The 25,397-nt window shown below is 61.6% G+C and carries 26 protein-coding genes, 1 tRNA gene and 1 pseudogene; 11 read left to right on the top strand and 17 right to left on the bottom strand.

Annotated elements, in window-relative coordinates:
• Positions 1–9 precede the first annotated feature (9 nt).
• The 6 genes from RE432_RS07515 to RE432_RS07490 form a co-directional block, all read right to left on the bottom strand.
• The gene (locus RE432_RS07515) at positions 10–552 is read right to left on the bottom strand and encodes a F0F1 ATP synthase subunit delta (RefSeq protein WP_310932681.1); all 543 of its coding nucleotides are present in this window, start codon (positions 550–552) and stop codon (positions 10–12) included.
• A 14-nt stretch (positions 553–566) separates the two neighbouring features.
• Positions 567–1,037 (bottom strand): F0F1 ATP synthase subunit B, encoded by a 471-nt coding sequence (locus RE432_RS07510; protein WP_310932680.1) that lies wholly within the window; start codon positions 1,035–1,037, stop codon positions 567–569.
• Positions 1,038–1,165: 128 nt separating this feature from the next.
• The gene (atpE, locus tag RE432_RS07505; protein WP_310932679.1) at positions 1,166–1,408 is read right to left on the bottom strand and encodes a F0F1 ATP synthase subunit C; all 243 of its coding nucleotides are present in this window, start codon (positions 1,406–1,408) and stop codon (positions 1,166–1,168) included.
• 101 nt (positions 1,409–1,509) lie between these two features.
• Positions 1,510–2,391: a F0F1 ATP synthase subunit A gene (gene atpB / locus RE432_RS07500; RefSeq protein WP_310932678.1), complete on the bottom strand. Its 882-nt coding sequence runs from the start codon at positions 2,389–2,391 to the stop codon at positions 1,510–1,512.
• A gap of 60 nt (positions 2,392–2,451) precedes the next feature.
• On the bottom strand, positions 2,452–2,898 hold the full coding sequence (locus RE432_RS07495; protein ID WP_310932677.1) for an ATP synthase subunit I: 447 nt from the start codon (positions 2,896–2,898) through the stop codon (positions 2,452–2,454).
• A gap of 229 nt (positions 2,899–3,127) precedes the next feature.
• Positions 3,128–3,904, bottom strand: a complete 777-nt coding sequence (locus RE432_RS07490) for an enoyl-CoA hydratase (RefSeq protein ID WP_310932675.1) — start codon at positions 3,902–3,904, stop codon at positions 3,128–3,130.
• Positions 3,905–3,933: 29 nt separating this feature from the next.
• Here RE432_RS07490 and RE432_RS07485 point away from each other — a divergent pair, with 29 nt between their 5' ends.
• Positions 3,934–5,703 (top strand): PDZ domain-containing protein, encoded by a 1,770-nt coding sequence (locus RE432_RS07485; RefSeq protein WP_310932674.1) that lies wholly within the window; start codon positions 3,934–3,936, stop codon positions 5,701–5,703.
• A 738-nt stretch (positions 5,704–6,441) separates the two neighbouring features.
• Here the strand turns inward: RE432_RS07485 and RE432_RS07480 are convergent.
• A complete protein-coding gene (locus tag RE432_RS07480) occupies positions 6,442–7,347 on the bottom strand; it encodes an NAD(P)/FAD-dependent oxidoreductase (RefSeq protein WP_310932673.1) in 906 nt (301 codons plus the stop codon).
• A 123-nt stretch (positions 7,348–7,470) separates the two neighbouring features.
• On the opposite strand from RE432_RS07480, the gene folB reads away from it, so the two are divergent.
• The 3 genes from folB to RE432_RS07465 are packed head-to-tail and all read left to right on the top strand — an operon-like array spanning position 7,471 to position 11,231.
• Positions 7,471–7,830 carry a dihydroneopterin aldolase gene (gene folB / locus RE432_RS07475; RefSeq protein ID WP_310932672.1) on the top strand — a complete coding sequence of 120 codons (360 nt, stop codon included), beginning with the start codon at positions 7,471–7,473 and terminating at the stop codon, positions 7,828–7,830.
• A gap of 21 nt (positions 7,831–7,851) precedes the next feature.
• Complete coding sequence (gene ttcA / locus RE432_RS07470) at positions 7,852–8,838, top strand: tRNA 2-thiocytidine(32) synthetase TtcA (protein WP_310932671.1); 987 nt, start codon at positions 7,852–7,854, stop codon at positions 8,836–8,838.
• Positions 8,838–11,231: a mechanosensitive ion channel domain-containing protein gene (locus RE432_RS07465; protein ID WP_310932670.1), complete on the top strand. Its 2,394-nt coding sequence runs from the start codon at positions 8,838–8,840 to the stop codon at positions 11,229–11,231. Before ttcA ends, RE432_RS07465 begins: the two co-directional genes overlap by 1 nt.
• A gap of 41 nt (positions 11,232–11,272) precedes the next feature.
• Here the strand turns inward: RE432_RS07465 and RE432_RS07460 are convergent, their stop codons facing one another.
• The 5 genes from RE432_RS07460 to hemA form a co-directional block, all read right to left on the bottom strand.
• Entirely contained in the window at positions 11,273–11,875 is a 603-nt protein-coding gene (locus RE432_RS07460) for a UbiX family flavin prenyltransferase (RefSeq protein WP_310932669.1), read from the bottom strand.
• Entirely contained in the window at positions 11,872–12,198 is a 327-nt protein-coding gene (gene grxD / locus RE432_RS07455) for a Grx4 family monothiol glutaredoxin (RefSeq protein ID WP_310932668.1), read from the bottom strand. The genes RE432_RS07460 and grxD overlap by 4 nt, the downstream gene beginning before the upstream one ends.
• Positions 12,199–12,235: 37 nt before the next feature.
• A complete protein-coding gene (gene prmC, locus RE432_RS07450) occupies positions 12,236–13,057 on the bottom strand; it encodes a peptide chain release factor N(5)-glutamine methyltransferase (RefSeq protein ID WP_310932667.1) in 822 nt (273 codons plus the stop codon).
• Positions 13,058–13,068: 11 nt separating this feature from the next.
• Complete coding sequence (gene prfA / locus RE432_RS07445; RefSeq protein ID WP_310932666.1) at positions 13,069–14,148, bottom strand: peptide chain release factor 1; 1,080 nt, start codon at positions 14,146–14,148, stop codon at positions 13,069–13,071.
• A 66-nt stretch (positions 14,149–14,214) separates the two neighbouring features.
• Entirely contained in the window at positions 14,215–15,489 is a 1,275-nt protein-coding gene (gene hemA / locus RE432_RS07440; protein WP_310932665.1) for a glutamyl-tRNA reductase, read from the bottom strand.
• Between the two features lie 167 nt (positions 15,490–15,656).
• Between hemA and RE432_RS07435 the strand changes: the two genes are divergently transcribed.
• From RE432_RS07435 to RE432_RS07425, 3 genes and pseudogenes are all read left to right on the top strand, one after another.
• Positions 15,657–15,732 (top strand) — tRNA-Phe (locus RE432_RS07435).
• Positions 15,733–15,907: 175 nt separating this feature from the next.
• A pseudogene (locus RE432_RS07430) lies at positions 15,908–16,191 on the top strand (type II toxin-antitoxin system ParD family antitoxin).
• Positions 16,188–16,376 carry a type II toxin-antitoxin system RelE/ParE family toxin gene (locus tag RE432_RS07425; RefSeq protein ID WP_310932664.1) on the top strand — a complete coding sequence of 63 codons (189 nt, stop codon included), beginning with the start codon at positions 16,188–16,190 and terminating at the stop codon, positions 16,374–16,376. Before RE432_RS07430 ends, RE432_RS07425 begins: the two are co-directional and overlap by 4 nt.
• 23 nt (positions 16,377–16,399) lie before the next feature.
• Here the strand turns inward: RE432_RS07425 and RE432_RS07420 are convergent, their stop codons facing one another.
• A complete protein-coding gene (locus tag RE432_RS07420; RefSeq protein ID WP_310932663.1) occupies positions 16,400–16,708 on the bottom strand; it encodes a type II toxin-antitoxin system RelE/ParE family toxin in 309 nt (102 codons plus the stop codon).
• Positions 16,705–16,980 (bottom strand): YlcI/YnfO family protein, encoded by a 276-nt coding sequence (locus RE432_RS07415; protein WP_310932661.1) that lies wholly within the window; start codon positions 16,978–16,980, stop codon positions 16,705–16,707. The genes RE432_RS07420 and RE432_RS07415 overlap by 4 nt, the downstream gene beginning before the upstream one ends.
• A gap of 164 nt (positions 16,981–17,144) precedes the next feature.
• On the opposite strand from RE432_RS07415, the gene RE432_RS07410 reads away from it, so the two are divergent.
• The 3 genes from RE432_RS07410 (at position 17,145) to RE432_RS07400 (ending at position 19,092) form a co-directional block, all read left to right on the top strand.
• A complete protein-coding gene (locus RE432_RS07410; RefSeq protein ID WP_310932660.1) occupies positions 17,145–17,384 on the top strand; it encodes a DUF2191 domain-containing protein in 240 nt (79 codons plus the stop codon).
• Entirely contained in the window at positions 17,374–18,588 is a 1,215-nt protein-coding gene (chrA, locus tag RE432_RS07405) for a chromate efflux transporter (RefSeq protein ID WP_310932658.1), read from the top strand. Before RE432_RS07410 ends, chrA begins: the two co-directional genes overlap by 11 nt.
• A 117-nt stretch (positions 18,589–18,705) precedes the next feature.
• Positions 18,706–19,092: a VOC family protein gene (locus RE432_RS07400; protein ID WP_310932657.1), complete on the top strand. Its 387-nt coding sequence runs from the start codon at positions 18,706–18,708 to the stop codon at positions 19,090–19,092.
• Here the strand turns inward: RE432_RS07400 and nhaA are convergent, their stop codons facing one another.
• Together nhaA and fhuF are read right to left on the bottom strand one after the other, a co-directional pair.
• Positions 19,093–20,928, bottom strand: a complete 1,836-nt coding sequence (nhaA, locus tag RE432_RS07395) for a Na+/H+ antiporter NhaA (protein WP_310932656.1) — start codon at positions 20,926–20,928, stop codon at positions 19,093–19,095. It lies immediately after the preceding gene.
• A gap of 105 nt (positions 20,929–21,033) precedes the next feature.
• A complete protein-coding gene (gene fhuF / locus RE432_RS07390) occupies positions 21,034–21,792 on the bottom strand; it encodes a siderophore-iron reductase FhuF (RefSeq protein WP_310932654.1) in 759 nt (252 codons plus the stop codon).
• A gap of 176 nt (positions 21,793–21,968) precedes the next feature.
• Between fhuF and RE432_RS07385 the strand changes: the two genes are divergently transcribed.
• On the top strand, positions 21,969–24,071 hold the full coding sequence (locus RE432_RS07385; RefSeq protein WP_310932653.1) for a prolyl oligopeptidase family serine peptidase: 2,103 nt from the start codon (positions 21,969–21,971) through the stop codon (positions 24,069–24,071).
• A 5-nt stretch (positions 24,072–24,076) separates the two neighbouring features.
• Here RE432_RS07385 and RE432_RS07380 read toward each other — a convergent pair whose 3' ends face one another.
• Positions 24,077–25,390 carry an MFS transporter gene (locus RE432_RS07380; protein ID WP_310932651.1) on the bottom strand — a complete coding sequence of 438 codons (1,314 nt, stop codon included), beginning with the start codon at positions 25,388–25,390 and terminating at the stop codon, positions 24,077–24,079.
• Between the last annotated feature and the right edge of the window lie 7 nt (positions 25,391–25,397).

The following is a 25,397-nucleotide window of genomic DNA, read 5'->3' as shown; positions in this document are numbered from 1 at the left end:
CGGCGCGCGTCAGGCGGCCAGAGTATCGCGCATGCGGGCCAGTTGGGCCTGCACAGACGTATCAAGTACTTGATCGCCAACCGTTACGCGCACGCCGCCGATCAGGTCGGCATCCACGGTAACAGCCGGTTTGAGCTTGAGGCCGAATTTCTTTTCCAGCCCCGACACAAGCTGCTGCACCTGATCGTCGCTGAGCGCATAAGCGCTGCGAATATCAGCCAGCGCGGTGCCTTCGTGCTGGTTTTTCAATACTTCGAATTGCTCGGCAATTTGCGGCAAAACCAGAATACGGTTGTTGCTGACCAGCAATTCGATGAAATTTCGCGCCTGAGCCGACAGCGGTGATTTGATCAGGCCCGCAAACAGCTCGATGCGCTGAGCGGCGTTAAGCCGCGGATCGGTCAGCGCTTCGCGCACGTCTTCCTGGCCTGCCACCTGTGCAAGCTCGGATACCAGACCTGACCACGACTCCAGGCTGCTGGCCTGGTCGTTGCGAGCCGTTGTGAACAACGCCTCGGCGTATGGTCTGGCAATAGTCGATAGTTCAGCCATGGCCTGCCCTGAGTTTAGAGTTGCGCCTTGAGCTGTTCCAACAGCTCGGCGTGTGCCTGTGCGTCGATTTCTCGTTTGAGAATCTGCTCGGCGCCTTTAACCGCAAGCACGGCGACATCGGCACGCAAGCTTTCGCGTACGCGCTGGGCCTCTTGGGCCGCATCTTGCTGAGCCTGGGCAACAATGCGCGCTTTCTCGGCTTCGGCTTCGCGGCGAGCCTGATCGATAAGAGCGGCAGCCTGCTTCTCGGCTTCGACCATGCGAGCATGGTTTTCTGTTTTTGCAGATGCCTCGATCAGGCTGATGCGCGCCTGGGCCTGGGCCAGATCGGCCTTGCCCTTGTCGGCGGCTGCTAGGCCGTCGGCAATTTTCTGGCGGCGATCATCCATTGCTTTCGTGAGGGGAGGCCATACGAATTTCATCGTAAACCAGCCCAACACGAAAAACACGATCATCTGAAAAAAGAGAGTCGCGTTTAAATTCACGGTCGTTTCCCTTTATTACCACGGGTGTCAGGCAGCCCTGCTGCATAACACTGGATGTCCAAGCCGCAGGCCGGCGGCAACGGCCGGCTGCAGCTGCTTAACCCGCCGGCGGCGGGCCTGCAATGCTCTTATCCGACGAACGGATTGGCGAAAGCAAACAACATGGCAATACCAACACCGATCAGGAATGCAGCGTCGATAAGACCGGCCAACAGGAACATCTTGGTCTGCAAAGCGTTCATCAGTTCGGGCTGACGAGCCGAAGCTTCCAGATATTTACCGCCCATCAGAGCGATACCAATGCAAGCGCCGATAGCGCCAAGACCAATAATAATACCGCAAGCTAGAGCAACGAAAGCAACGTTGGTCATAACAACTCCTTGGTTAAAAACCGTGTAATCAAAAAGTCAAAAACTGCATCGCAAGAAAATCTTGCACCCCGGCCGGACGAAACTGCCCAGACCGAAAACTATTAATGGCCTTCGTGAGCCTGACCCACATATACCAAGGTCAGCATCATGAAGATAAAGGCCTGCAACAGCACGATCAGAATGTGGAAGATGGCCCACATGGATCCTGCCAGAACGTGCCCGATACCCAAGCCTATGCTTGCGCCATTAAATCCGGTCCATGCGCCGCCCAGCAAGGCAATCAGCATGAAGATGAGTTCACCGGCAAACATGTTGCCGAACAACCGCATGCCCAGCGACACCGACTTGGCGGCGTACTCGATGCAGTTCAGAAGAAAGTTGAACGGTGCCAGGAACAGGCCGGCGATGCCGGGCGCATGAAAGGGCGCCGTGAACAATTCTTTGACGAAGCCGCCAGGATGCTTGATCTTGATGCCGTAGTAGAACATCAGCAGCAACACGCCCAGCGACATGCCCATGGGCACGTTCAGGTCGGCCGTAGGCAGAATACGATGGTGATAAAGGATATCGCCGTGCTCGGCGCCCAGGCCGGTGGCCTTGAACACCCAGGCCAGGAAGTCGACCGGCACCAGGTCGAGCACGTTCATCAGGATGATCCACAGGAAGACCGTCAGCGCCAGGGGCGAGACGAAGCGGCGGGAGACCTCGCTGGGAACAATGCTTTTGGCTTGCTCTTCGACCATGTCGACGAGCATTTCGATGGATGTCTGGAAGCGGCCGGGAACACCGGCGGTGACGGCCTTGGCGGCGCGCCACAAGACAAATACGACAATCAAGCCCATCAAGATGGACCAGAACAAGGAATCGAAATTGACCACACCGAAGTCCGCGATGGCGGACTGCTTTTCACCGATGCTGTTCAGGTGAACCAAATGGTGTTGAATGTACTCAGACTGGGGCGAAGTATTGCTAGCAGCAGCCATCTGTAACCTTATCCTGTATGCTTGAATCAGGGCCGGTTGGCCCTACGAATTAACTTGCGGCTATGGCAACCTGCGAAACAACAACAGCAGCACATAGCCTTTTAAAACACATAACAACCCGAACAGCATGGCGGGCCAAACCAGCCAGCCGCGCCCCAGCCATGCGGCAAGGCCCAGCACCACCACCGCCGACCCAAGCTTGAACGCCTCGCCCACGAAAAAGGTGAACGGACTGGACTTGAGCGGCCCAAACAAACCAACCAGCAGGCGCAACGCAAACAGGGCGTTGGGCACAAAATAAGCAGCGGCGCCAATAAAGGCCGAAACCGCTGCAGCACCGCCCGCCACCAGCCACGAAACCAGCACCGCCATACCCAGCATCGCCGCCTGGGCGGCAAGCGTGCGGACGATTCCGCTGCTTGCGCGCCGGGTAATGGCCGCGCGATCCTGATCTGTCAGCACGAGCCGGGGGACATCGCTATCACCCTGGGCATAATCTTGATTCATTGCTGGCGACCGCCATTGTGGCCAAAACAAAACCTGGTTGAACCGCCCTGCACGACCCCGCAAAAAACTTGATGCGGATCAAATAGTGCGGCCGTCAAACTCATAGAGTATAGCTTTATTTTTCATATGTAAGCAACTTGTCAGGTGCACGGCCTGTTGCGCGTGCCCATCACCGTGCGTGCCCGCAACACGTTTTACAGGGCCGGCCAGGCCCTGCTCCCTGACAGGCTTATTGGTGCTTGAATTCCGGCTTACGCTTCTCGACAAAGGCCTTCATGCCCTCTTTCTGGTCCTCGGTGGCGAACAGCGCATGGAAGTTGCGGCGCTCGTACATCAACGTGTCGTTCAACGAGCCTTCATAGGCCATATTGACGCATTCCTTGGCCATGATGACGGAGGGCAAGGACATCGACGCAATAACCGTGGCGGCTTCGATTGCTTCGTCCATCAGCTTATCGAGCGGCACGACCCGCGACACCAGCCCGGCGCGCTCGGCTTCGGCCGCATCCATCATGCGCGCGGTCAGGACCAAGTCCATGGCTTTGGCTTTGCTGATGGCGCGCGGCAGACGCTGCGTGCCGCCGAAACCGGGGATCACCCCCAGCTTGATCTCGGGCTGCCCGAACTTGGCGTTGTCGGCGGCAATGATGAAATCGCACAGCATGGCCAGCTCGCAGCCGCCGCCCAGGGCATAGCCCGCCACGGCCGCAATAATGGGCTTGCGCACGCGCTTAAGCCCTTCCCAATTGCCGCCCAGATAATCCTGCTTGTAGACGTCCATGTAGGACCAGCCCTGCATGGCGCCAATATCGGCGCCGGCGGCAAATGCCTTTTCACTGCCTGTCAGTACGATGGCGCCGATGTTTTCGTCGGCATCGAAGGCCCGCAACGCGTCGGCCAGTTCATCGATCACCTCGTTGCTCAGGGCGTTCAATGCCTTGGGCCTGTCCAGCGTAAGCAAACCCACGCGACCGCGAACTTCGACTTTTACCAATGGCGCATTCATGCTGTCTCCTTGCACAGTAATATAAGAATATGAAAAAACGAACTCTACTTTATAGCGTAACGCCTTTTGATCCATCCGGTCATCGTCTGAAGGTGCGCCTGACCATTGCCCAACCCGACCCAGACGGACAGGAGCTGTCAATGCCTGCCTGGATACCGGGCAGCTATCTTATTCGAGATTTCTCGCGGCAGATAGAAACCATACAGGCTTTCAGCCGGGGCCAGCCTGTTGCCATCGCCAAGACAGGCAGCCATACCTGGCGCTGCGCGCCCAGCGCCGCCCCGCTGTCGGTGGAATACACGGTCTATGCGTGGGACTTGTCCGTACGCGGCGCCCACGTCGACGAATCGCACGCTTTTTTCAATGGCACCAGCGTATTCCTGGCCGTGTCGGGCCAGACCCAAGACGTCTGCCATGTAGAGCTTTGCCCGCCGCCACATACCAAGAAGTGGAAGGTATACACCAGCCTGCCGGAAGCTGCCGGCCATCCGCGCGCTGCAAAGCGGCACGGTTTCGGCCTGTATGCAGCGCCCGACTACGATGCCCTGATCGACCACCCCGTTGAAATGGGCACACCCCAGGTCGTGCAATTCACGGCGCACGGCGCCGAGCACGAAATGGTCTTCACCGGCGTGATTCCCAAGCTTGACCTGGCGCGCATTGCGGGCGATGTCCAGAAGATTTGCGCGGCGCAGATCGAGCTGTTCGAGCCGCAGGCGCGGCGCGCCCCATTCCTGGAGAGCGCCAACCGCTACGTGTTCATGACCATGGTCACCGGCGACGGCTACGGCGGCCTGGAGCATCGTGCCTCGACGGCCCTGATGGCCTCGCGCAACGACTTGCCGGTGCGCGGGCGGGACGATGCGGGCGCGGGCTACCAAACCTTCCTGGGCCTGGTCAGCCACGAATACTTCCATACCTGGAACGTCAAGCGCATCAAGCCGGCCGCCTTTGCCCCCTACGACCTGAGCCGCGAAACACACACCAGCCTGCTCTGGGTGTTTGAAGGCTTTACGTCGTACTACGATGACCTGATGCTGTTGCGTTCGGGCACGATCAATGAAAACGACTACCTGCGCCTGCTGGGCAAGGTCATCAGCAATGTCAGGCGCGGCGCGGGCCGCCTCAAGCAAAGCGTGGCGGAAAGCTCTTTCGATGCTTGGACGCGCTACTACAAGCAGGACGAAAACTCCCCCAACGCGCTGGTCAGCTACTACACCAAGGGCTCGCTGGTCGCGCTGGGGCTGGACATCACCCTGCGCCACGCCACCTCCGGCACCCGCTCGCTGGACGATGTGATGCGGCTGCTATGGCAACGTTTTGGCCGCGACTTTTATCAGGGCGGGGGCCAGGGCATCGCCGAAGACGCCATGCCCGCCCTGATTCAAGAAGCCACCGGGGTTGACACCCGCGACTTCATCGCCCGCTACGCCTATGGCCGCGAGGATGTGCCGCTGGAGCGGCTGCTGCCGCTGCAAGGCATCGCCATGAACTGGAAAGCGGCCTCGGCGGCGCCGGCCCTAGATGCACGGCTGCGCAGCAGCCACGGCGAAACACAGATCGCGACCGTGTACGAAGGGGGCCGCGCCCATGCCGCAGGCTTGTCCGCCGGCGATACGCTGCTTGCCATTAATGGCTTGCGGGTGACGGACACCGCCTCGGCAGAGCGATTGCTGGGCGCCTACCAAGCCGGCGACGAGGTGGATGTGCACGTGTTCCGACGCGATGAACTCAGGGCATTCCGGCTTGGGCTGGGCGAGCCCGCTGCGACGGAGTGTGTGCTTGAACGCAAGGGGTAGGCGGCGTTAAGGCTGCTGCGTTAATGGTGCTTGCGGCGTTGCCGGAATGGGGGGCTCTGTTTTCGTGTTCTAAAGACGTTGCCGGGCGCAGGCTGTTCTTTTTCGTGTTCTGAAGACGTTGCCGGGGGCGGGTGAGGGCCGCTCCGGCTTCGCGCGCTACGGCCTTGGCTGTGCCAAGGCTACCCGTTTTAGCCCTTTAAATCGTTGCGGGCGTGGAACTCGCCCGAATGGACAGCCACTGGCTGTCCATCAACCCGGGCTCAAACAGCCACGCCCTTGCCTCACCGATTTAAAGGGCTAAAACGGCGTGCGCGAGGCGCCTACGCAGCCCTCACCCGCCCCCGGCAACTCTGGCAGCGCAAGCCTTAAAGGCACCGTAGCAGTTTTTCTTGATTGGCCCGCACGACAGAAAACCCAAAACCTTCAAGCCTTCGACGGTATTAAAAGGCTGGCGTGGCAAGGGCTGTGCAGGCGCCTCGCGCACGCCGGTTCAGGCACGCAAATCGTGGATTCAAGAGTGCGGCCTGCTTGAGGCCGACGCATGTCGGGCCACTGGCCCGACCGGCCGAGTTCCGCACTCGCCACGATTTGCGTGCCTGGACCGGGCAGCCCTGGCGCAGCCAGGGCCGTAGCGCGCGAAGCCGGAACAGCCCTTGCCACGCCAGCCTTTCTAAAGAACCTGCACGATTGGCATATCCACAGGAGGCACATCAAAAACCAAAAACAACGGCCGTCAAGCTAAACCGCCGCTTCGATGCGCGCCTGGATCGCCTTCGCCGCCGTCACCCCATCGGCCAGCGCCGTCACCACGCATGGATGCTGGCGCTGCGCCACCTCGCCAATGGCATAGACACCGGCGCAGCTCGTTTGCGCCGTCTGCATATCGGTCGCAATAAACCCTCGCGCACTGCGATGCAAACCCAGGCCATCCGCGAACTGCGTGCAAGGCTCCCAGCCGTAGAACACCATGATCACATCAAAGCGTTCGCCATTCACCGTACGCGCCGCGGGGTCCACCGTATACGGCCCCAGCGTCATGTTGCCCGCATCAAACCGCCGTACAAACTGCCGCTGCGCCCGCAGGCTGCGCGCGTACACACGCACGCTGGCCGCACCCCGCTCCTGCGCATACAAGGCGTTTTCAAACGCGTTATCGCCTCCACCCAACACCGCCACCCGCTTGCCGTGGAAATCCTGGGCCACCACATGCGCGCCCGGACCGATCAGCACCCCTTCGGCGGCAGCCCCGGTACGCCCGTCCTGCGGAAACAGGCCACGCGCGCGCACGCCGGTGGCCAGCACCAGATAACGCGCCCGCAGCGGCTCGGCAAGCCCGGTGCCCGCCACCACAAAGCCGTCGGCAACAAGGCGCACGCCTTCGACCACACACGACAGATGGGTGGGCACACCAGCCTGCGCCAGGCTCAGTGCCAGATTGTCGGCCACTTCAGGCCCCGTCATGGCGGGCAGCGACGCGTTCCATTCGTCTACAAACGGATTGCGCCGGCACAGTCCGCCTATCGACTCGCTGGCCTCGACCAGCACAGGCGCCAAGCCCAGGCGCGCCAGCCACACGGCACACGACACGCCCGCCGGGCCGCCGCCAATAATGGCCGCGTCATACTTTCCCTTACCCGCACTCATATCGATTCCAGCCTACCGTTTAGTCTCTGCCCGCCACGCCGCGCTGGTCCGCCGGCAGCCGGCCGGGCGCGCTCGCGGCGCTAAAGCACTACAATTCCTGTAATTCTACAAGGCCTCACTGCTATGCCCACCCGCCGCATCTTCTTCAGCCAGCTCGCCCTGGACGCACGCATTGGTATCCTGGAACATGAGTTGCGCGCCACCCAGCCGCTGCACATCGACGCGGAGTTCGACGTCGATATCACCCAGGAAGTGCACGACCAGAATATCCAGACCGTGCTGGACTACCGTTTGCTGCGCCATGCCATCGTCGACGAATGCACCCAGGCCCATGTGAATTTGCTGGAAACCCTGAGCGAGCGCGTCGTCCAGCGGATACTGGATGAATTCCCGCAAGTGCAGCTTGTCAAGATACGCATCAGCAAGCCCCTGGCGTTTTCCGATTGCGCCGCCGTAGGCATTGAACTGCAACGCAGCCGCTGACATTTTTTTATTTTTATTGCCATGCACGCCGACACCCTTCGCCCCGCCACCGCCGATCAGGACACCGCCGCCGACAGCCGACGCACGCAAAAGCAGCGCGTCAATGAAAACAAGCTGGCCAAGCGCCTGATACGCGAAACAGGCCGCGCCATTACCGACTTCAATATGATCGAAGAGGGCGACAAGGTCATGGTGTGCCTGTCGGGCGGCAAGGATTCGTACAGCATGCTGGACATCCTGCTGACGCTCAAGGCCCGCGCGCCGATCAACTTTGACATCATCGCCGTCAACCTGGATCAGAAACAGCCTGGCTTCCCCGACCACATCCTGCCGGATTACCTGCGCTCGCTGGGCGTGCCTTTTCACATTGAAACCCAGGATACCTACTCCATCGTCACGCGCGTGATCCCCGAAGGGAAAACCATGTGCTCGCTGTGTTCGCGCCTGCGGCGCGGCATTCTGTACCGCGTTGCATCCGAACTGGGCGCCACCAAAATTGCGCTGGGCCACCACCGCGACGACATTCTGGGCACTTTCTTCCTGAACCTGTTCTACGGCGGGCGCATGAAGGCCATGCCGCCCAAGCTCATGTCCGACGATGGCCAGCATATTGTGATCCGCCCGCTGGCCTATGTTCCCGAGAAAGACATCATTGCCTACGCACAACTCAAGCAGTTTCCGATCATTCCCTGCAATTTGTGCGGCTCGCAGGAAAACCTCAAGCGCAAAGAGGTCGGCCGCATGATCGCTGAATGGGACAAGCACTTCCCCGGGCGCTCATGGAATGTATTCGGCGCCTTGTCGCGCGTGGTGCCCACGCACCTGATGGATAAGGACCTATTCGACTTTGCCGGCCTTGCCGCCACCGGCCAGCCGGACGACAATGGCGACAAGGCTTTCGATGAAGACCCGCTCGAGCCGCCCATGGGCCTGTACCCGGACCCGGACGATATTCCAACCGTACGGCGCGGCATCGCGCCGCCCAACGCCTACAAGGAGTCTGCCTAGTGGCACCAAGAAACAGACACACCTTCATCCATCACGTTTTCCTCCCCTCTTTTTTCGCCGTGCTCATCTTGTTGATGGGCACGGTGTTCACCCCCAGCGCCACCGCCCAGACCGATCCGGCCACGGCCGACAATGACCCGTCCTATGCCGCGCTGGCCGACCTGCTCGAAAACGACAAGGCGCGCGACAAGCTCATTGAACAATTGCGCGGCCTGGCGCCAGAAGGCGAAGCAAGCCGGGGCGCCGGCGCCGCCCCATCGGAACAGACCCCTGTCCAGCGCGATCCCGCCGATCTGCCTCTGTCGCAGCGCCTGGCCGTAGGCCTGCAAACCTTCACCGCCGGCGTCCTGCACGACACGGCCGCGACCATGACCGCCGTGCGGGCAGCCATCAGCGGCAAGCCCGTCCCCGGCAACCACCTGCGCGCATCCTTGCCCGCCCTGCGCATACTGCTGTTCACGATACTGGGTACGCTGCTGGCCTATTTTGTCTTTCGCACGCTGGCCAAATTCGGCTTTGCCCGCCTGAACAGCTGGATTCTGAACGACAGCAAAGGAAAAGCCGGCCCCTCGGCCCAGCAGCCGTCCGATATGGCGCCCGCCGTCAAGCGGTACCGTTATGCCGCACTGGCGCTGAGCCGCAGGCTGCTGGGCGTACTGGCCGCCTTCCTGATCGATGTGGCCGCGTCCCTGTTGGCGGCACTGGCCGGCTATGTGCTGTCCACCGCCCTGTCGGGCGGCCACAGCGGCGACACCCTGTTCGCCCTGCAGTTCCTGACCGCCTTTGTCATGATAGAAATCGCCAAGTCGGTTTCACGGGGCATATTCGCCACCCGCTACGATCAGCTCAGGCTGCTGCCGCTATCGCCTGAAGCGGCCGCCTACTGGAATCACTGGCTCACACTGCTGATCGGCTTGACGGGTTACGGGCTGCTGGTCGTCGTGCCCATCGCCGAAGCAGTCTTCCTGCCCGCCGCCGCCAAGATCATCGGCCTGATCATCATGCTGGGCGTCTATATTTACGGCGTACGCGTGGTATGGAAGAACCGCAAGGCGGTACGGGCCGGACTGGTGCAGCGGGCCGAACAATCCAGCACCGCCCTATTCGGCACCCTGCTTCGTGTGCTGGGACGCGTCTGGCACCTGATCGCGCTGGCCTACTTTACGATGCTGCTGGTCGTCAGCCAGGCGGACCACGACCAGGCCCTGGCTTTCATGGCGCGCGCCACCATACAAACGGTTGCCGCGGTGGTGATCGGCCTGATCCTGGCGGCGGCGCTGTCGTCCTTGCTGTCGCGCCGCATCCAGCTGCCGGACGATTGGCGCCGCGCCCTGCCTTTGCTGGAGACTCGCATCAACGCCTATGTGCCGGCCACCCTGAAAACCCTGCGCCTACTGATCCTGATCACGGTGTCGCTGGTCGTCCTGGACGCCTGGCATGCATTCGATCTGCTTGCCTGGCTGGAGTCGGACAATGGCCGGGCGACCGTGGCGCTGGTCTTCCGGGTAGGGATTATTCTGGCCCTGGCAGCGCTGAGCTGGACCGTGCTGGCCAGCCTGATCGAGCATCGCCTGGGCATATCCAGCGGCACCCACCGGCCCAGCGAACGCGAGAAAACGCTCCTCATGCTGTTCCGCAACGCGGCCGCCGTGGTCATTGCCACCATGACCGTGCTGATCGTGCTGTCCCAGATCGGCATCAATATCGGACCGCTGATTGCCGGCGCGGGGGTTGCCGGCCTGGCCATCGGCTTTGGCGCCCAGAAGCTGGTTCAGGACGTGATTACCGGTGTCTTCATCCAGCTGGAAAATGGCATGAACCAGAACGACGTGGTCGAGCTGGCCGGTATTTTCGGCACCGTCGAGAAGATCACCATCCGCTCGGTCGTGATTCGCACGCTGGACGGCGGCTATCACCTGATCCCTTTCTCGACCATCGACAAGCTGACCAACCATACGCGCGACTACGGCTACCACTATGGCGAGTACAACGTCGCGCACCGCGAGAACGTCGATGAGGCCATCGCGCAGCTGGAACTGGCCTTCAAGGATCTGATGGACGATCCGGCGCTTGCGCGCGAGGTGCTGGAAGATATTTCCATACCCGGCGTAACGGGCCTGACCGACCGCGGTTTCACCATACGCGTACTGATCAAGACCACGCCGGGCAACCAGTGGGCCATACAGCGCGGCTTCAACCGGCTGGTCAAGCAGCGCTTCGACGCCGCCGGCATCGAACTGCCCTACCCGCAGACCGTGCTGCATTTCGGGCGCGACAAGCTGGGTTATGCCGCCCCCGTGGACGTACGCGGCGTCGACGCCCTGAAACACTCAACGGGGCCAACACCCGCAGCCGGGCAGACCATGCGGCCAGCCCTGGATGAAGGTAGTTGAAGCGTTGAAGGCTTGCCCGGCCTTGGCCGGGCGCCCCCAGGTCAGGTGCTGGAGGACGCCTGGCCTGGCCCGGGCGCAATGCCGTCCCAATGGGGGCCCGGCACGTGGATATCGAAAAGCTCCAGCACGCGGGCCACGGTGTGATCGACCATGTCGTCCAGCGTTTCAGGATGATGATAGAAGGCCGGTAGCGGCGGAAAGATGATGCCGCCCATTTCAGTCACGGCCGTCATATTGCGCAGATGCGCCAGATTCAGCGGCGTTTCCCGCACCATCATGACCAGCCGCCGGCGCTCTTTGAGCGTGACGTCGGCCGCGCGCGTGATCAGATTGTCGGACAAGCCATGCGCTACAGCGGCCAACGTGCGCATGGAGCACGGCACCACCACCATGCCCGCCGTGGCAAAGCCGCCGCTGGACAGCGTGGCGCCCACATCGCGGAAGCTGTAGACGCGATCCGCCAGGGCATGGATGTCCTGGCGGGTCTGGTTCAGTTCGTATTTGATATTGAGCACACCCGGCGGGGACACCACCAGGTGCGTTTCAACATCGGTAACGGCACGCAGCGCCTGCAGCATGCGCACGGCGTAAATGGCGCCCGTGGCACCGGTTACCCCGACAACCAGCCGGCGTTTGCTGGTCACGCAAGCGCCCCGGCCTCTTTCAATACGTTGCCGAGCTCGCCGTTTTCGTACATTTCAGCAATGATGTCGGAACCGCCGATGAACTCGCCCGCCACATACAACTGGGGAATGGTCGGCCAGTTGGAGTATTCCTTGATGCCTTGGCGCACTTCCTCGTCGTCCAGCACATTGACCGTCACCAGCTTGGTCACGCCGGAAGCCTTCAACACCTGAATGGCGCGGCCGGAAAAACCGCACTGCGGAAACTGGGCCGTGCCCTTCATAAACAGCACAACCGGATTGGCCGTGACCGTTTCACGGATGAAATCTTGAACTTCGCTCATGATGCTCTTTCCAGGAAAAAGTGGATGGTCTGGATGACTATCCTTCATTATATATACCGCCGGTCACCCGTTCGATGCCGGCCAGATCGGGCAGGCTGGCCACCTGCGTGAAACCCGCCAGCCGCAACAACTGCCGCAACGCCTGCGCCTGATCCCAGCCATGCTCCATGAACAGCGCGCCCCGCGGCGCCAGCTTCGCGCCGGCCCCTTGCACAATCGCACGCAAGGCCGCAAGGCCGTCGTGACCGTCCGTCAGGGCCAGCCTGGGTTCGAACCGCACATCGCCCTGCGCCAGATGCGGATCGCCGGCGGCAATATACGGCGGATTCGACACAATCAGGTCAAAGCCACTATGGCCAGCCAGGGCATCGTACCAACTCCCGTGCAAAAACTCGACCCGGGCCCCCAACTGCTGCGCATTCAACCGCGCAAGCGCCAGGGCATCGGGGCTGACATCGCTGGCGAACACCGTTGCCGCCGGGCAAGCCAGAGCAATCGAAATGGCGATGGCCCCCGTACCTGTACCCAGATCAAGCACCCTGGGCGTGGCGCGTTCACGAAGATAGTCTAACGCAGTCTCGACCAGAAGTTCAGTCTCTGGCCGGGGAATCAGCGCGGCGGGCGTCGCCTTGAAATCATGCCCCATGAATTCCCGCGAACCCAGGATATAGGCCATGGGCTCGCCTGCCTGGCGGCGCTCCTGCAGCGCCAGAAAGCGCGTGACGGCTTCCGGGGCCAAAGGGTCCCGGTCGTGGGCAATCAGCCAGGCGCGCGGCACCTGCAATACATGCTGCCACAGCATGTGCACCTCCAGCCGGGGCAGCGGACTGCCTTGCGACACGCTGTGCACGCTATCCATGCCCATGCCGCCTAGCCGTGCCCCAGGGCGGCCAACTGCTCGGCCTGATGCTCGGCCCGCAGCGCACCCGTCAGCTCGTCCAGGTCGCCTTCCATGATGTTGCCCAACTTGTACAGCGTCAGGTTGATGCGGTGATCCGTTACCCTGCCCTGCGGATAATTGTAGGTGCGTATGCGTTCGGAGCGGTCGCCCGTGCCCACCAGGCTCTTGCGCTGCGCGGCCTCTTTGTCGTGCTGCTCTTGCTGCTGCTTGTCTTTCAGGCGGGCCGCCAGCACCTGCATGGCCTTGTCTTTGTTGCGATGCTGCGAACGGTCGTCCTGGCACTCCACCACCAGTCCCGTGGGCAGATGGGTAATGCGCACCGCGGAGTCGGTCTTGTTGATGTGCTGGCCGCCCGCGCCACTGGCACGGAAGGTGTCGATGCGTAAATCCGACGAGTTGATCACAATGTCGCTTTGCTCGTCCGCCTCGGGCAGCACCGCCACCGTGCAGGCCGACGTATGAATGCGGCCCTGCGTTTCAGTCTCGGGCACACGCTGCACGCGGTGCGCACCCGACTCGAACTTCATCTGGCCATAGACCCCATCGCCATCCACGCGCGCAATCACTTCCTTGTAGCCGCCGATCTCGGACTCATTGGCCGACATCAGCTCGACGCGCCAGCCTTTGTTTTCGGCATAGCGGCTGTACATGCGCAGCAGATCACCGGCAAACAAGGCGCTTTCGTCGCCCCCCGTGCCTGCGCGGATTTCCAGGAAAACACTGCGACTGTCATCGGGGTCGCGCGGCAGCAGCAGCACCTGCAGCTCGGCTTCCAGCGCCTCTATCCTGCTTTTGCCCAGCTTCAGCTCTTCCTCGGCCATCGCCCGCATATCGGGATCAGACATCATTTCCTGCGCCGCTTCGATATCGCCTTCGGTCGCCAGAAAACTGTTGAAGACCGTCACCACAGGCTCGAGCTCGGCACGCTCGCGCGTTATTTTCCGGTACCGGTCCATATCGCCGGCAATTTCGGGTTCAGCCAACAGGGCATCGACTTCGATCAATCGGTGAGCCAATTGCTCCAACCGATCGCGCATGGAAGATTTCATAAGTAAAAAGGAGTTTAAGCAGTTGAAGAACGCGGGCGCGGCCTGGCGGGTACAGCCACAGCGTCGCTAACGGCGGCGTTCTGTCGTGGGAAGCAGGCGCGGCAGCAGCGCAAGCAATTGTTGGCGTTCTTCGCTTTCACTGCGGTTCAGCGCGGCCAAGGGGCCGTGCATATACTTTTGAGTCAGGCCGTGGGCCAGTTGCTCCAGCACCAGCTCGGGCGATTCGCCTCGGGCCAGCAGGCGGCGGGCGCGTTCCAGTTCGTTCTGGCGAACCTGTTCGGCCGCCTGTTGGAAGTCAATGATGGCGGGCACGATTTCGCGCGATTGCAGCCAATGCATGAAATGCTGCACCCGCGTTTCGATGATGGCCTCCGCCTGCACCACCGCCGCGCGGCGCGCGTCAGTGCCGCTTTGCACCATGCGGCCCAGATCGTCGACCGTGTACAGGTAGACGTCGGCCAGGCGCCCGACTTCGGTTTCGATATCGCGCGGCACGGCCAGATCGACCATGACCATGGGACGATGGCGCCGGGAGCGGGTAGCCCGTTCGACCATCCCTAGGCCAAGGATGGGCAAGGTGCTTGCCGTACAGGACACGATGACATCGAAATCGGACAACTTGTCGGGGATATCGGACAGCTTCATGGTTTTTGCCACGAAGCGGGACGCCAACAAATCGGCGCGTTCCAGCGTGCGGTTGGCCACCACCATGTGCTTGGGCTGCAGGGCCGCGAAGTGGGTGGCGCAAAGCTCGATCATTTCGCCCGCGCCAATGAACAGGACGCTGGCCTGCGACAAATCGCCAAATACGCGTTCGGCCAAACGCACCGCCGCGGCGGCCATCGATACCGAGTGCGCCCCAATGGCGGTTTGCGAGCGCACTTCCTTGGCAACCGAGAACGTGCGCTGGAACAGTTGATGCAGCAAGGTGCCCAGGGCGCCGGCCTGTTCGGCCGCGCGCACCGCGTCTTTCATCTGGCCCAGTATCTGCGGCTCGCCCAGCACCATGGAGTCCAGGCCGCTGGCTACCCGGAACGCGTGGCGAACCGCCGCATTCTGTTGATATTGATACAGGTGCGGCTGCAGGCTGCCTGCTTCAAGGCGGTTGAAATCGGCCAGCCAGGCCGGCATATGTTCTTGCACCTGCGGCTCGGCCGCACAGTAGATTTCCGTGCGATTACAGGTGGAAAGAATGGCGGCTTCTTTGACCAACGAGCCAAACGTGGCGCGCAGGCCATCGAGCGCAGGCTTGAGGACGTCAAGCGGAAACGACACGCGCTCGCGCACCGAAACCGGAGCGGAGACGTGATTGAGACCGAAAGTTAAGACATCGACAGACATGGCCGTTTAAAAAAGTCGCAAGTACTTGAAACAAGTTGGATTATAGTCGCCTTACGGGTTTTTACTGAAATATCCGTTTGCGATGGCGCAAGCTTTAGGTAAGATGGCCGGTTTCGCGTGGCGCAAAGCACACATTTTTATTTTCGTGTATTATTTCGCCTTTCGATGGCCTGGTAGCTCAGTCGGTAGAGCAGAGGATTGAAAATCCTTGTGTCGGTGGTTCGATTCCGCCCCAGGCCACCAGAATGCTCAAGCCCTTGATTCTTATGGAGTCAGGGGCTTTTTCTTTGCGTGACTGCCCGCGCACCCCGCGTTGCCCTTCAGCTCGCTCCTTGCTTTGCTGGTGAAGGACCGATTTGTTTGTCGCTCTTAAACAGAGCAGGATTAAATCCTATAACATCTTGAAGGAGTGCCGATCATGCGCACGACCCAACAATTCAGCATCACCTTGCCGAACGAAATGGCGGATGTAGTCAAGGCCAAGGTTGCCACCGGCGAGTAGCCACTGAAAGCGAAGTTATCCGAGACGGCCTGCGCACGCTTCTGGCCCGCGACCGCGCCGTGGAAACATGACTGCGTGAGCAAGTCGTTCCGGCCGCACAGGCGCTGAAGGCCGCGCCCGAAAATGCGCTGTCAGCAGATCAGGTGCGTGAACACTTGGCGAAGAAGCGCCGCAGCCGCACGGGTACGGACGGGGCGTGAGCTACACCGTTCAGTTTGCGCCACAAGCCTTGGCGCAACTCGATGCCATTGAGGACTACATCGTGCATGCGGGTTCGCCACGCACGGCGGCGCACTATGTCGATGCCATCGTCTCCTACTGCGAGAGTCTGGCGACATTTCCGCATCGTGGCATACAGCGCGACGATCTGCTGCTGTCATCCTGATTATTTGCAAGCAGCAGCGCATCTCAATGGTAGTCCGACTCGCGCTGATGACGCACGGCCAGTATTGTCACGATGTCGTCGGGCTCGATCTCGAAAAGCGCCACATATCCAGCGGCGCCAAACGAGATCACCAGCTCGCGCAGATAAGGGGCGTGGGCCGATGCCTTGCGGCATGTAAACGGGAACTGCTTCAATAAATCGATCGCCTGGACAATACGCGCCAAGGCCCGCTCAGCTAACTCCGTGCTGTGCGGGTCTTGCTCTAATGAGAATTCGTACAGCCTCACTAAGTCCGCCTCGGCTTCCTCCGTAAAACGAACGGTATAGCTCATGAGCGACTGGTACGCGCCTTGGCCGCATCCAGCTTGGCGTGCAATTTGCCCAATACCACATCGGCGTCGACATAGTGACCAGTCTGCCGGGCCCGGTCGCGCGAGGCCAAGCCACGCGCCAGGAAGGCTTCATTGGCTTTGCGTAGCTCAACCTGACTGCGTACGGCCTGTTCGATGAACTGCGACAGACTTTCTCCTTCACGCAAGACGCTTTCAGTGTCTTGGCGCAACTGCGGGTCAACCCTGAGCGGTGGAAATGTGGCGGTTTTCATACTACCCTCGGATACTTGCATAGCAATTGCGATACATTATAGGTCATTGCCAATCACATCGCCGAGCCGGCCACACCCAACCCGGCCAACCGTGGTACTCATCATGGTTGCACCTTATAGTGACGCGGATTAAATATAGAAATCCGTATTGAGAGGATCAATCCATGAAAACCACTCTCGACCTGAACGACACCTTACTCGCTGAAGCAAAAGTCGCCGCTGCGCGACAGCGCACGAACTTAACCCGTCTGATCGAGGAAGGGCAGCAGCTGCGCCTACAGAAGCAGCGGATGCCGGCCAAGCCCGTGCGCCTGCCTGTCTATCGTGGAAAGGGCGGCCTGATGCCTGGCCTTGATGGCCTAAGCAACAAAGCCTTGCTGGACGCTGCCGACCATGACGCCTGACGTCAATATTCTTGTCGCTGCTCCCCGCGGCACCCCAGCCGAAGTCTTCGGCGCTTTCCTCAAGCTGGGGCTAACGTCCTTCGGCGGCCCGATCGCGCACCTGGGCTATTTCCGCTCTGAATTCGTCGAGCGCCGCCGATGGCTGAGCGACCGCAGCTATTCGGATCTGGTGGCCTTATGCCAGTTCCTGCCTGGGCCGGCCAGCAGCCAGGTCGGCATGGCGCTGGGGCTAGGCCGCGCTGGCTGGCCGGGCCTGTTGGCCGCCTGGGCAGGCTTCACCCTGCCATCGGCAATCGCGTTGATTCTATTTGCCCTGGGAATCGCACAATATGAGGGCATGGCTGAATCCGGCTGGGTGCATGGGCTCAAAGTGGCGGCCGTGGCCATCGTGGCGCAAGCTGTGTGGGGGATGGCCAAGTCATTGTGCCCCGATCGCCCGCGCGCCGCGCTGGCCATCCTGGCGGCATTGCTGACTTTGGCCTTGCCATCGGCAACCGGGCAAATCGCCGCCATCATCGCTGCCGGGTTGATCGGCCGTTGGTGGCTGAAGCCTTCACAAGCGGCCTCAAGTCCGCCCGACAACTACTTCATATCACGCAAGCTGGGAATCTTGGCATTGCTGCTGTTCGCCACGCTGCTTATCGGGCTGCCACTGTGGGCGGCGGCCACGGGCTCATCCATGGCAGCGCTGCTGGAAGGGGTCTACCGCTCCGGCGCGCTCGTCTTTGGCGGCGGGCATGTTGTGCTGCCGCTGCTGCAAGCAACCGTGGTACCCAGCGGCGCAGTCAGCAATGCCGACTTTCTTGCGGGATACGGTGCTGCACAGGCCGTGCCAGGGCCGCTATTCACCTTTGCCGCTTATCTCGGCGCCATAGCCGAAGGGGCATTGAATGGCTGGACGGGCGGCCTGGCATTGCTGGGCATGATCTTTCTGCCCGGATTACTCGTGCTGATCGCTGCCTTGCCTTTCTGGGAAACCCTTCGCCACCGACCCGGCATCCAGACCGCAATGGCCGGTATCAATGCCGGCGTAGTGGGCATCCTCCTGTCAGCCCTTTATCATCCGGTGTGGACCAGCGCCATCCATAGCAAGGGTGATTTTGGATTGGCGCTGGCGGCATTCGGCCTATTGACCGCAGGACGCGCACCCCCGGCCATTGTTGTGGCGCTGGCCGGGTTGGCTGGATGGACCATGGCTGCCTGACGAAGTAACGCACCCGCGAAACAACCGCACCCGCAGCAGCTTGACCACAGTGACGGTGCTGGTCAGCCGCTTGCATCAAAGTCCACTGTGATTAGGTGCCGTCAGAACGGAGAAATCATGATCCATTACACAATGCTCGGAACGAACAACTTGGCGCGTTCCATTCGGTTTTACGACCCCTTGTTCCAGGAAATGGGAATGACCGTCCGCTGGCGCGATGAACAAATCACCTCATGGGGCTTGCCTGGCGACGCATCACAGCCTCTTTTCTTTGTCGGCTACCCGCGCGACAAGAAAGCGGCCTCTGTGGGCAACGGCTCGATGATTGCCTTTCGGGTAGAAGACCCGGCAAAGATCGACCGCCTGTATGCCCTCGCCCTGGAGCTCGGCGGAGCCGATGAAGGTCCAGCAGGCCCTCGGCCGGAGTATGGGGAAGCCCAGTATGCGGCGTACGTGCGCGACCCTGACGGGAACAAAATAGCGTTCGTCAATTATCGATTTTGATCATTCGGAACGCTCACCCTGATCGGCGCTCCACAAGATGGCCACGCCGACAAGCGAAGAAATAATGGAGCCGATGAAGATCGCCGCCTTGGCGGCGTCAAAATCGGCGGCGGCGGGGAATGCCTGGCCGGCAATGAACAGCGACATCGTGAAGCCTATGCCGGCAAGCGCCCCCGCGCCAGCGAGCTGGCGCCATGAATAGTCCGAGGGCTTCTTGGCCAGCCCCAGCCTGACCGCTACCCACGATGCGGCGAATAGTCCCAGCGGCTTGCCGACAACCAGTCCGGCGATGATGGCCAGGGCCAGCGAGCCATGCCCATCCATGATGCCCGGGGCAATCGCGACGCCCGCATTGGCCAACGCGAACAAAGGCAAGACGACGTAGCTGGAGCGGCTCCCAAGTATGCGCAATACACGGGCGGCGGGCGACTCCAATCGATCGTGCAGGGCGTCGAACGCCTTCAAGGCCGGCAAGGAAGGGCCGCTTTGCAAAACTTCCTCGCTGCGGCGGGCCTCCGCATTCAGGATGGCATCGGCCTGGGCGGTCAGCGCCACCATGTTCACGGGCGGCCGGGTGGGGATGAACAGGGCAAGCAGCACCCCAGCCAAGGTCGCGTGCAGTCCGCTTGCATGGACGCAGGCCCACAGCAAGATACCCACTGCGGCATAGGGGGCAACCCGGTAAATATGTGCGCGGTTCAGCAGGGCCAGGGCGCCGACAAGCAATACAGCAGCGCCCAGGTATTCCATGTGCAGCGTGTCCGAATAGAACAGCGCCACCACCACAATAGAACCAATGTCATCCACGATCGCGGCGGCGGTCAGGAAAACGCGCAGCGAAGTGGGAACCCGGTCTCCCATCATGACGATCAGCGCCACGGCGAATGCGGTATCCGTGGCCATGGGCACGCCCCAGCCATGTGACCATAGCTCGTTGGATACGATCAGCGCGTAGACCAGTGCGGGCACGACCATGCCGCCCAGCGCGGCGGCAACAGGCAAGGCGGCGGCACGCAGGTCGGCAAGGTGCCCTATCGTAAACTCGCGCTTGATCTCCAGCCCAACGACCAGAAAGAAAAATGTCAGAAGCCCGTCGTTGACCCAGTGCAGCAGCGACATGCTGAATGCCGCATCTCCGAACGAGACGCCCAGCGGGCTCTGCCAAAATTGCGTGAACATAGATTCGGCAGCGGAATTGACAAGCAGCACCGCAAGCACCGCCGCGAGCAGCAATAAAACACCCGCGGCAGGCGCCCAGCCGGCAAAATCTTCGGCGGCGCTGCGGAGGCGGTGCCCCGGCGTGCGCAGCATGGCGTCGGTGAATGAGCTCTCATCCCAGGGGCCGTCATAGCGTCGGCCGTTGACAAAGAAGGTCGGTGTAATCGCAACCCTGTTCGCACGAGCGCTGCGGACATCTTCGTCAAGATGGGTTTGGGCCCGGGCAGCGGCTGCGGCCGCGCGCTGTGGATCGTGACCGGGCACGCCGAGATCGAGTGCCACTTGAGCAAGGTCATCGTCGGTCAATGCGTGCGAGCGCGTCATCAAGGTGACGTGCGCATTCCAGAAGCGCTCGTCATCTTCGGCATGCTCGACCAATTGGGCGGCGCGCAGCGCGATATCGCTGCCAGGCAAAGGATAATGGCGGAAGACGTAACGCAAGCGGTCGCCGAACTCATGCCTGAGCTTGACGATATGGTCGTTTACCGCGCGGCAATACGGGCAAGCATAGCTGCCATATTCAAGCACGGTGATCTGGGCGTCCTGCGGGCCTAGAACGTGATCACGTTCATCGTCGACAGGCTGCTCGAGCTTGGCAGCCAAGGCTTGTTGAGACATCTACAGCCTCCCTAGGGGTTATGCAACGCTGCGGCGCCACAGTATGTGCGGTGCTTCGTCATATTAACCTTCACGCGCTTAGGCCAAGGCGGCAGTTCACCCGGCTTAAAGCTTGACGCCGATGGGGCAGTCGCCGCACAGCTTGTTGCCCGGCTCCAGTTTGTAGTAAAGACAACAGACCTTGCGCCTGCGCGGGCCCTCGTGGCCCGCCGGCATCATCCACCATGGCTCAAACAATGGATTGGGCTGGCCGCCTGGCCAGAAACGGGCGCCGAACAGCGCCCAGGCATCGCACTTGGGTGACATGCCGCGGCTATTCATCTCTGCCACAATCTGCTGGACGAACCAATCAAACTGAATGGCTGTATTGCCCCAGAGCAGGCTGGCGGAAGTCCGGCCATGGCGCGCCAATGCGGCGATGAAGGGGTCCAGGTGCTGCCAGACCAGCTCATCGAAACGGCTGAAAGGATCATCCGTCGCAAACACGGCGCCCGTGTCGGAGACCTGAATCGCCTGCGGATACGCTGTTTCGCCGGTGAAGACCACGCCGCATGCATCGAGCCTGGCGGGAAAGCGCCTGTCGATCACCAGGGCGGGGATCAGCACGGCCGCCAACAGGCGCGCGGCGTGCCAGCGCAGCCATAAGGCCACCAAGGACTGACGCGTCGCGTCGGGCAGACCGGAGGAGAAGCATTGCAGCCTGTCCGCAATGACATCCGGCAAGATGAGCTGCCCGCCCGGCATGGCGCGGCCGCTATCATTGCCGATTGCCAAGCTGCTGGCCAGGGGGCTCAATCGTCCAATGAAGGCGGACTGAAGCGGCGCCATGTGCTCGGGCGAGGGGGCGGAGCGGCGGCGGAACATGCAAAGGTGTCGAAGACAGGAACAGGAATCGTTTCATTATCGTTCAAGTTTCCAGGCCGAGGCAAACCCTTACGCGCCGGGCTGTCGCCAAAAGACGCTATATTACCGACAAAGAAACCTATGTCTCATGCACGGCGACACAGCCGTGGCGACGTCACCCCTGCGCCATCCAGCCCATGCCCATTGCTTCATCACGCCTGCCCACGGCCCGTTGGCCCGACATGACCCCGCCCGCAGCGCCACGCGAAGAGCTGGAGATCCGGCAGCTTGGGCGCACGCGCATTGATGCCTATGCCTGGATGAGGTTCATTCCGCCAGCCGGCTCGCGTACGCTGGATGTGTTGCCTGCGCGCTTGCGCGAGCATCTGGAAGCGGAGATGGCATACGCCCAGGGCATGCTGCATCCCCTGGCCGCTGATGCCGAATACTTCTACGAACGCATGACCACAAGGGCGTCCGGGTTCAGTGAGCCCTTGCCTGCCTCGTCCCAAGGCTGGCATTACGACTTCACACTGCCGGCCGGCCACGCGCACCGGATTTTTTTCCGCGTATCGCCTGATGGCGCCACGCAGGAACTGTTCGACGAGGCCGAGCGCGCCGGCGGCCATGCCTATTACCGCGCCACCGGCCATCAGCCCAGCCCCGACGGCCGCTACTTTGCCTGGGCAGAGGACGTGCGGGGGGATGATCGCCACCGTATTTGCATTCTCGATATGGACAGCGGCGTGATTCGTACGGTGGCGCAGGCCGACGCCTTTGGCTATGGCGGCTTTACGTTCTCTCCCTCGTCGCGTTACCTGTTCTGGATCTGGCGCGATGCATGCAGCCGACCGACCCGCCTGTACCGCTCGCCGGCCGAGGGGGGCGAGCCGGTGCTGGTCTATGAGGAGCACGACCCTGCCCTCTTCATGCAGGTTGCCCGCACGGCCGCCGATGGCTTCATTGCGCTGACGCTCGCCGGCCCCGACGTGAGCGAGGTTCACTTGATAGCAGCCGGAGCCGAGACCGCCCCGCCGCAGCGCGTGCGGCCGCGCCGGCGCGGCGTCCGCTATGAACTCAACGAGTGGAACAATGCGCTCCTGATGCTGACGGATGAAGACGGCGCCATGGATGGCAAGCTGCTGGAGATCGACCCTACGAACTTTGCCCTGCGGCGAGAGTGGGTGCCGCATCGCACCAACACCCCCATCATTGCCGTCCTGCCTTTTGCCGATGCGCTCGTACGGCTCGAGCGCGTGGAGGGCTTGCATCGCCTTGTGCTGCTGTATGGCGACGGCACGGAAACATCCATCGATTTCGATGAACCGGCGTACGCTATTGAGCTCGCGCCTGCCCAGTCGTACCACGCCCGGCAGGTGCGCATTGTGCACCAGACGCCGGCCAGCCCGCCACGCTGGATGGACGTCAGTTTCTCCGACGGACAGTGCCGTGTGGTGGCGCAGAAGCACCTGAACAGTTTTGACCCTGCGGATTATCGCGTCGAGCGCCTGCACGCGCAGGCAGACGATGGGGAAATCATTCCCATCACCGTGCTCTCCCCCGCCCATGCCCCCGCGGACACCCCATTGCCTTTGCTGCTGACGGGATACGGCGCTTATGGCATCTCCTGCGAGCCCAGCTTTTCCTTGCCTGCAACCGTGCTGACGGATGGCGGATTCCGCTATGCCATCGCGCATGTCCGCGGCGGATCGGAAAAAGGCCGAAACTGGTATCAGGAAGGGTGCCGAGAGAAAAAACGCAACTCGATGACGGATTTCATCGCTTGTGCGCGGCACCTGCTGGACATCGGCTATACGGCGCCGGGCAAGATCGTGGCCCATGGCGTTTCGGCCGGCGGGCTGCTGGTGTGCGGCGCCATGAACCTGGAACCGCACATGTGGGCCGGCGTGATCGCGCAAGTCCCTTTTGTCGATATGCTCAATACCATGAGCGATGCCGGCCACCCCCTGGTGCCCCTGTTGCGCCCGGATTGGGGCGATCCGCTTTCGGACCCCGGCGCTTACGATCATATTGCGGGCATCTCACCCTACGAAAATGTACAACAAGCCGCCTACCCCGCCATACTGTGCACGGCCGGCCTGAAAGATGACCGCGTGCCTTATTGGGAGCCGGCCAAGCTGCTGGCCAACATTCGCCACCATTCCACTGGCGGCAATCCGGCAGTGCTGCTTTTGAACCCGGACAGCGGGCACCAGGAAAGCGATGATCAGCACGCCGAGTTCACGCAAGCCGCGCTGTTCTGGGCCTTTGCCCGGCACTGCGTGGCGGCGGCAAGCTGATGGGCTCAGGCGTGCTGACCGGCCGCCATGGTCTGTTCCTTGCCTGTCAGCAAGAAGGACTGCATGGCGCAAAACGCGGAGATCATCAGCGCCGGGATAGCGGTCAAGGCGATCGCATTCACCAGATGCCCGTCGAACACGGCGCCTGACAGCGTTCCCGCCAGCAAAGGGCCGGCCGCGCCGAATACCGAGACGACAAAACTCCATATTGCGAAGCTGCGCGCTCTGAACGTAGCGGGGATGATGTCTTGCAGCATCGTAGGGACCAGTGCATTGGCCGTGCTCATCATGAACAGGGTGACGCCGACGACGATAAAGGCGCGGTCCAGCGTGTCTATGGTGGTCAGCAGCACCGCCACGAAGATCGCGATCAGTGCGCAGCCACCCATGACCAATGGACGCGCTGCCTGGCCCAGGCGCCGCGTCAGCATGCGATCCAGCAACCACGCAACGGGCAAGCATCCCACGGTGATCGTCAGGACGATAATCCCCATGGCATGGCCGATCTGGCCTGGAGGAGCCTCGAATCTGCGCTCCAGGGCCAGTGAAACCAACTGGTTGAACGCCTGTACGGCCAGCGCAAGACAGCCTGCCGTACCCGCGAAATAGCCGATGGCTTTCCTGCGCCGGCGCAAGAACAGCTTCAGCGAGCCGCCAGCCTGGAAGTCTGCCGCGCCCATGCGCCGGGGTGGATCCGCCGTCAGGGTAGCAAGCAGCAGCAATGGCAGCCCGGCGCAGGCAAGCAGCAGGAAGGCGCTGCGCCAGGGTTCGATGTCCATGGGGATCAGGTCGGGGGCGGTGGAAAGCAGCGGGCCCGCAAAGTAGAACCCGCTACTGGCGCCCACCGCCATCAAAGCGGCGAAACTGAGATTCGCCATCACACGATGCCGCTCGGGAGCAAGGTCGGGAATCATCGAATACACCAGCGGCACCATCGCGAACTCGGTGATGCCGGCGGCCGAGCGGCCGATGAAAAACAGCGGAAAATTGGGCGCCAGCGCGCTCAATACCATCATCGCGGTCGATGCCAGGATCAGGCATAACAGCACCCACCTGCGCGAGAACTGATCCGCGAAACGCGCGAGCGGCACGGCCAACGCGCTACCCACCAGAACGCCGGCAAGTCCCTGCAGCGCACCCAGGGTGGCGTCGCTGACGTCGAAGGTTTTCTGGATGGCGGAAAGCGATATGGCCTGGAGGCCCATATCGCTCATCTGCACGCCAGCGGTCATGCCCAGGAAAGCGACCGTGAAGACCCCTTGCGGGGTCCACTTCACGGATGCAGCGTCGCCCTCGCCCGCCTTATGCGATATCGTCATTGGCCAG

The sequence above is a fragment of the Pusillimonas sp. SM2304 genome (assembly GCF_031628915.1).
GTDB lineage: Bacteria > Pseudomonadota > Gammaproteobacteria > Burkholderiales > Burkholderiaceae_B > Pusillimonas_C.
The sequence above is the reverse complement of the archived record's forward strand: the minus strand, read 5'-3'. Positions and strand labels throughout refer to the sequence as shown.

What these genes read in the sequence shown, in the direction of transcription:
- RE432_RS07515 (WP_310932681.1), bottom strand. Translation starts at nt 552, where the DNA reads ATGGCTGAACTATCGACTATTGCCAGACCATACGCCGAGGCGTTGTTC.
- atpE (WP_310932679.1), bottom strand. Translation starts at nt 1,408, where the DNA reads ATGACCAACGTTGCTTTCGTTGCTCTAGCTTGCGGTATTATTATTGGT.
- atpB (WP_310932678.1), bottom strand. Translation starts at nt 2,391, where the DNA reads ATGGCTGCTGCTAGCAATACTTCGCCCCAGTCTGAGTACATTCAACAC.
- RE432_RS07495 (WP_310932677.1), bottom strand. Translation starts at nt 2,898, where the DNA reads ATGAATCAAGATTATGCCCAGGGTGATAGCGATGTCCCCCGGCTCGTG.
- RE432_RS07490 (WP_310932675.1), bottom strand. Translation starts at nt 3,904, where the DNA reads ATGAATGCGCCATTGGTAAAAGTCGAAGTTCGCGGTCGCGTGGGTTTG.
- RE432_RS07485 (WP_310932674.1), top strand. Translation starts at nt 3,934, where the DNA reads ATGAAAAAACGAACTCTACTTTATAGCGTAACGCCTTTTGATCCATCC.
- RE432_RS07480 (WP_310932673.1), bottom strand. Translation starts at nt 7,347, where the DNA reads ATGAGTGCGGGTAAGGGAAAGTATGACGCGGCCATTATTGGCGGCGGC.
- folB (WP_310932672.1), top strand. Translation starts at nt 7,471, where the DNA reads ATGCCCACCCGCCGCATCTTCTTCAGCCAGCTCGCCCTGGACGCACGC.
- ttcA (WP_310932671.1), top strand. Translation starts at nt 7,852, where the DNA reads ATGCACGCCGACACCCTTCGCCCCGCCACCGCCGATCAGGACACCGCC.
- grxD (WP_310932668.1), bottom strand. Translation starts at nt 12,198, where the DNA reads ATGAGCGAAGTTCAAGATTTCATCCGTGAAACGGTCACGGCCAATCCG.
- prmC (WP_310932667.1), bottom strand. Translation starts at nt 13,057, where the DNA reads ATGGATAGCGTGCACAGCGTGTCGCAAGGCAGTCCGCTGCCCCGGCTG.
- prfA (WP_310932666.1), bottom strand. Translation starts at nt 14,148, where the DNA reads ATGAAATCTTCCATGCGCGATCGGTTGGAGCAATTGGCTCACCGATTG.
- hemA (WP_310932665.1), bottom strand. Translation starts at nt 15,489, where the DNA reads ATGTCTGTCGATGTCTTAACTTTCGGTCTCAATCACGTCTCCGCTCCG.
- RE432_RS07420 (WP_310932663.1), bottom strand. Translation starts at nt 16,708, where the DNA reads ATGAGCTATACCGTTCGTTTTACGGAGGAAGCCGAGGCGGACTTAGTG.
- RE432_RS07415 (WP_310932661.1), bottom strand. Translation starts at nt 16,980, where the DNA reads ATGAAAACCGCCACATTTCCACCGCTCAGGGTTGACCCGCAGTTGCGC.
- RE432_RS07410 (WP_310932660.1), top strand. Translation starts at nt 17,145, where the DNA reads ATGAAAACCACTCTCGACCTGAACGACACCTTACTCGCTGAAGCAAAA.
- chrA (WP_310932658.1), top strand. Translation starts at nt 17,374, where the DNA reads ATGACGCCTGACGTCAATATTCTTGTCGCTGCTCCCCGCGGCACCCCA.
- RE432_RS07400 (WP_310932657.1), top strand. Translation starts at nt 18,706, where the DNA reads ATGATCCATTACACAATGCTCGGAACGAACAACTTGGCGCGTTCCATT.
- nhaA (WP_310932656.1), bottom strand. Translation starts at nt 20,928, where the DNA reads ATGTCTCAACAAGCCTTGGCTGCCAAGCTCGAGCAGCCTGTCGACGAT.
- fhuF (WP_310932654.1), bottom strand. Translation starts at nt 21,792, where the DNA reads ATGTTCCGCCGCCGCTCCGCCCCCTCGCCCGAGCACATGGCGCCGCTT.
- RE432_RS07385 (WP_310932653.1), top strand. Translation starts at nt 21,969, where the DNA reads ATGCCCATTGCTTCATCACGCCTGCCCACGGCCCGTTGGCCCGACATG.
- RE432_RS07380 (WP_310932651.1), bottom strand. Translation starts at nt 25,390, where the DNA reads ATGACGATATCGCATAAGGCGGGCGAGGGCGACGCTGCATCCGTGAAG.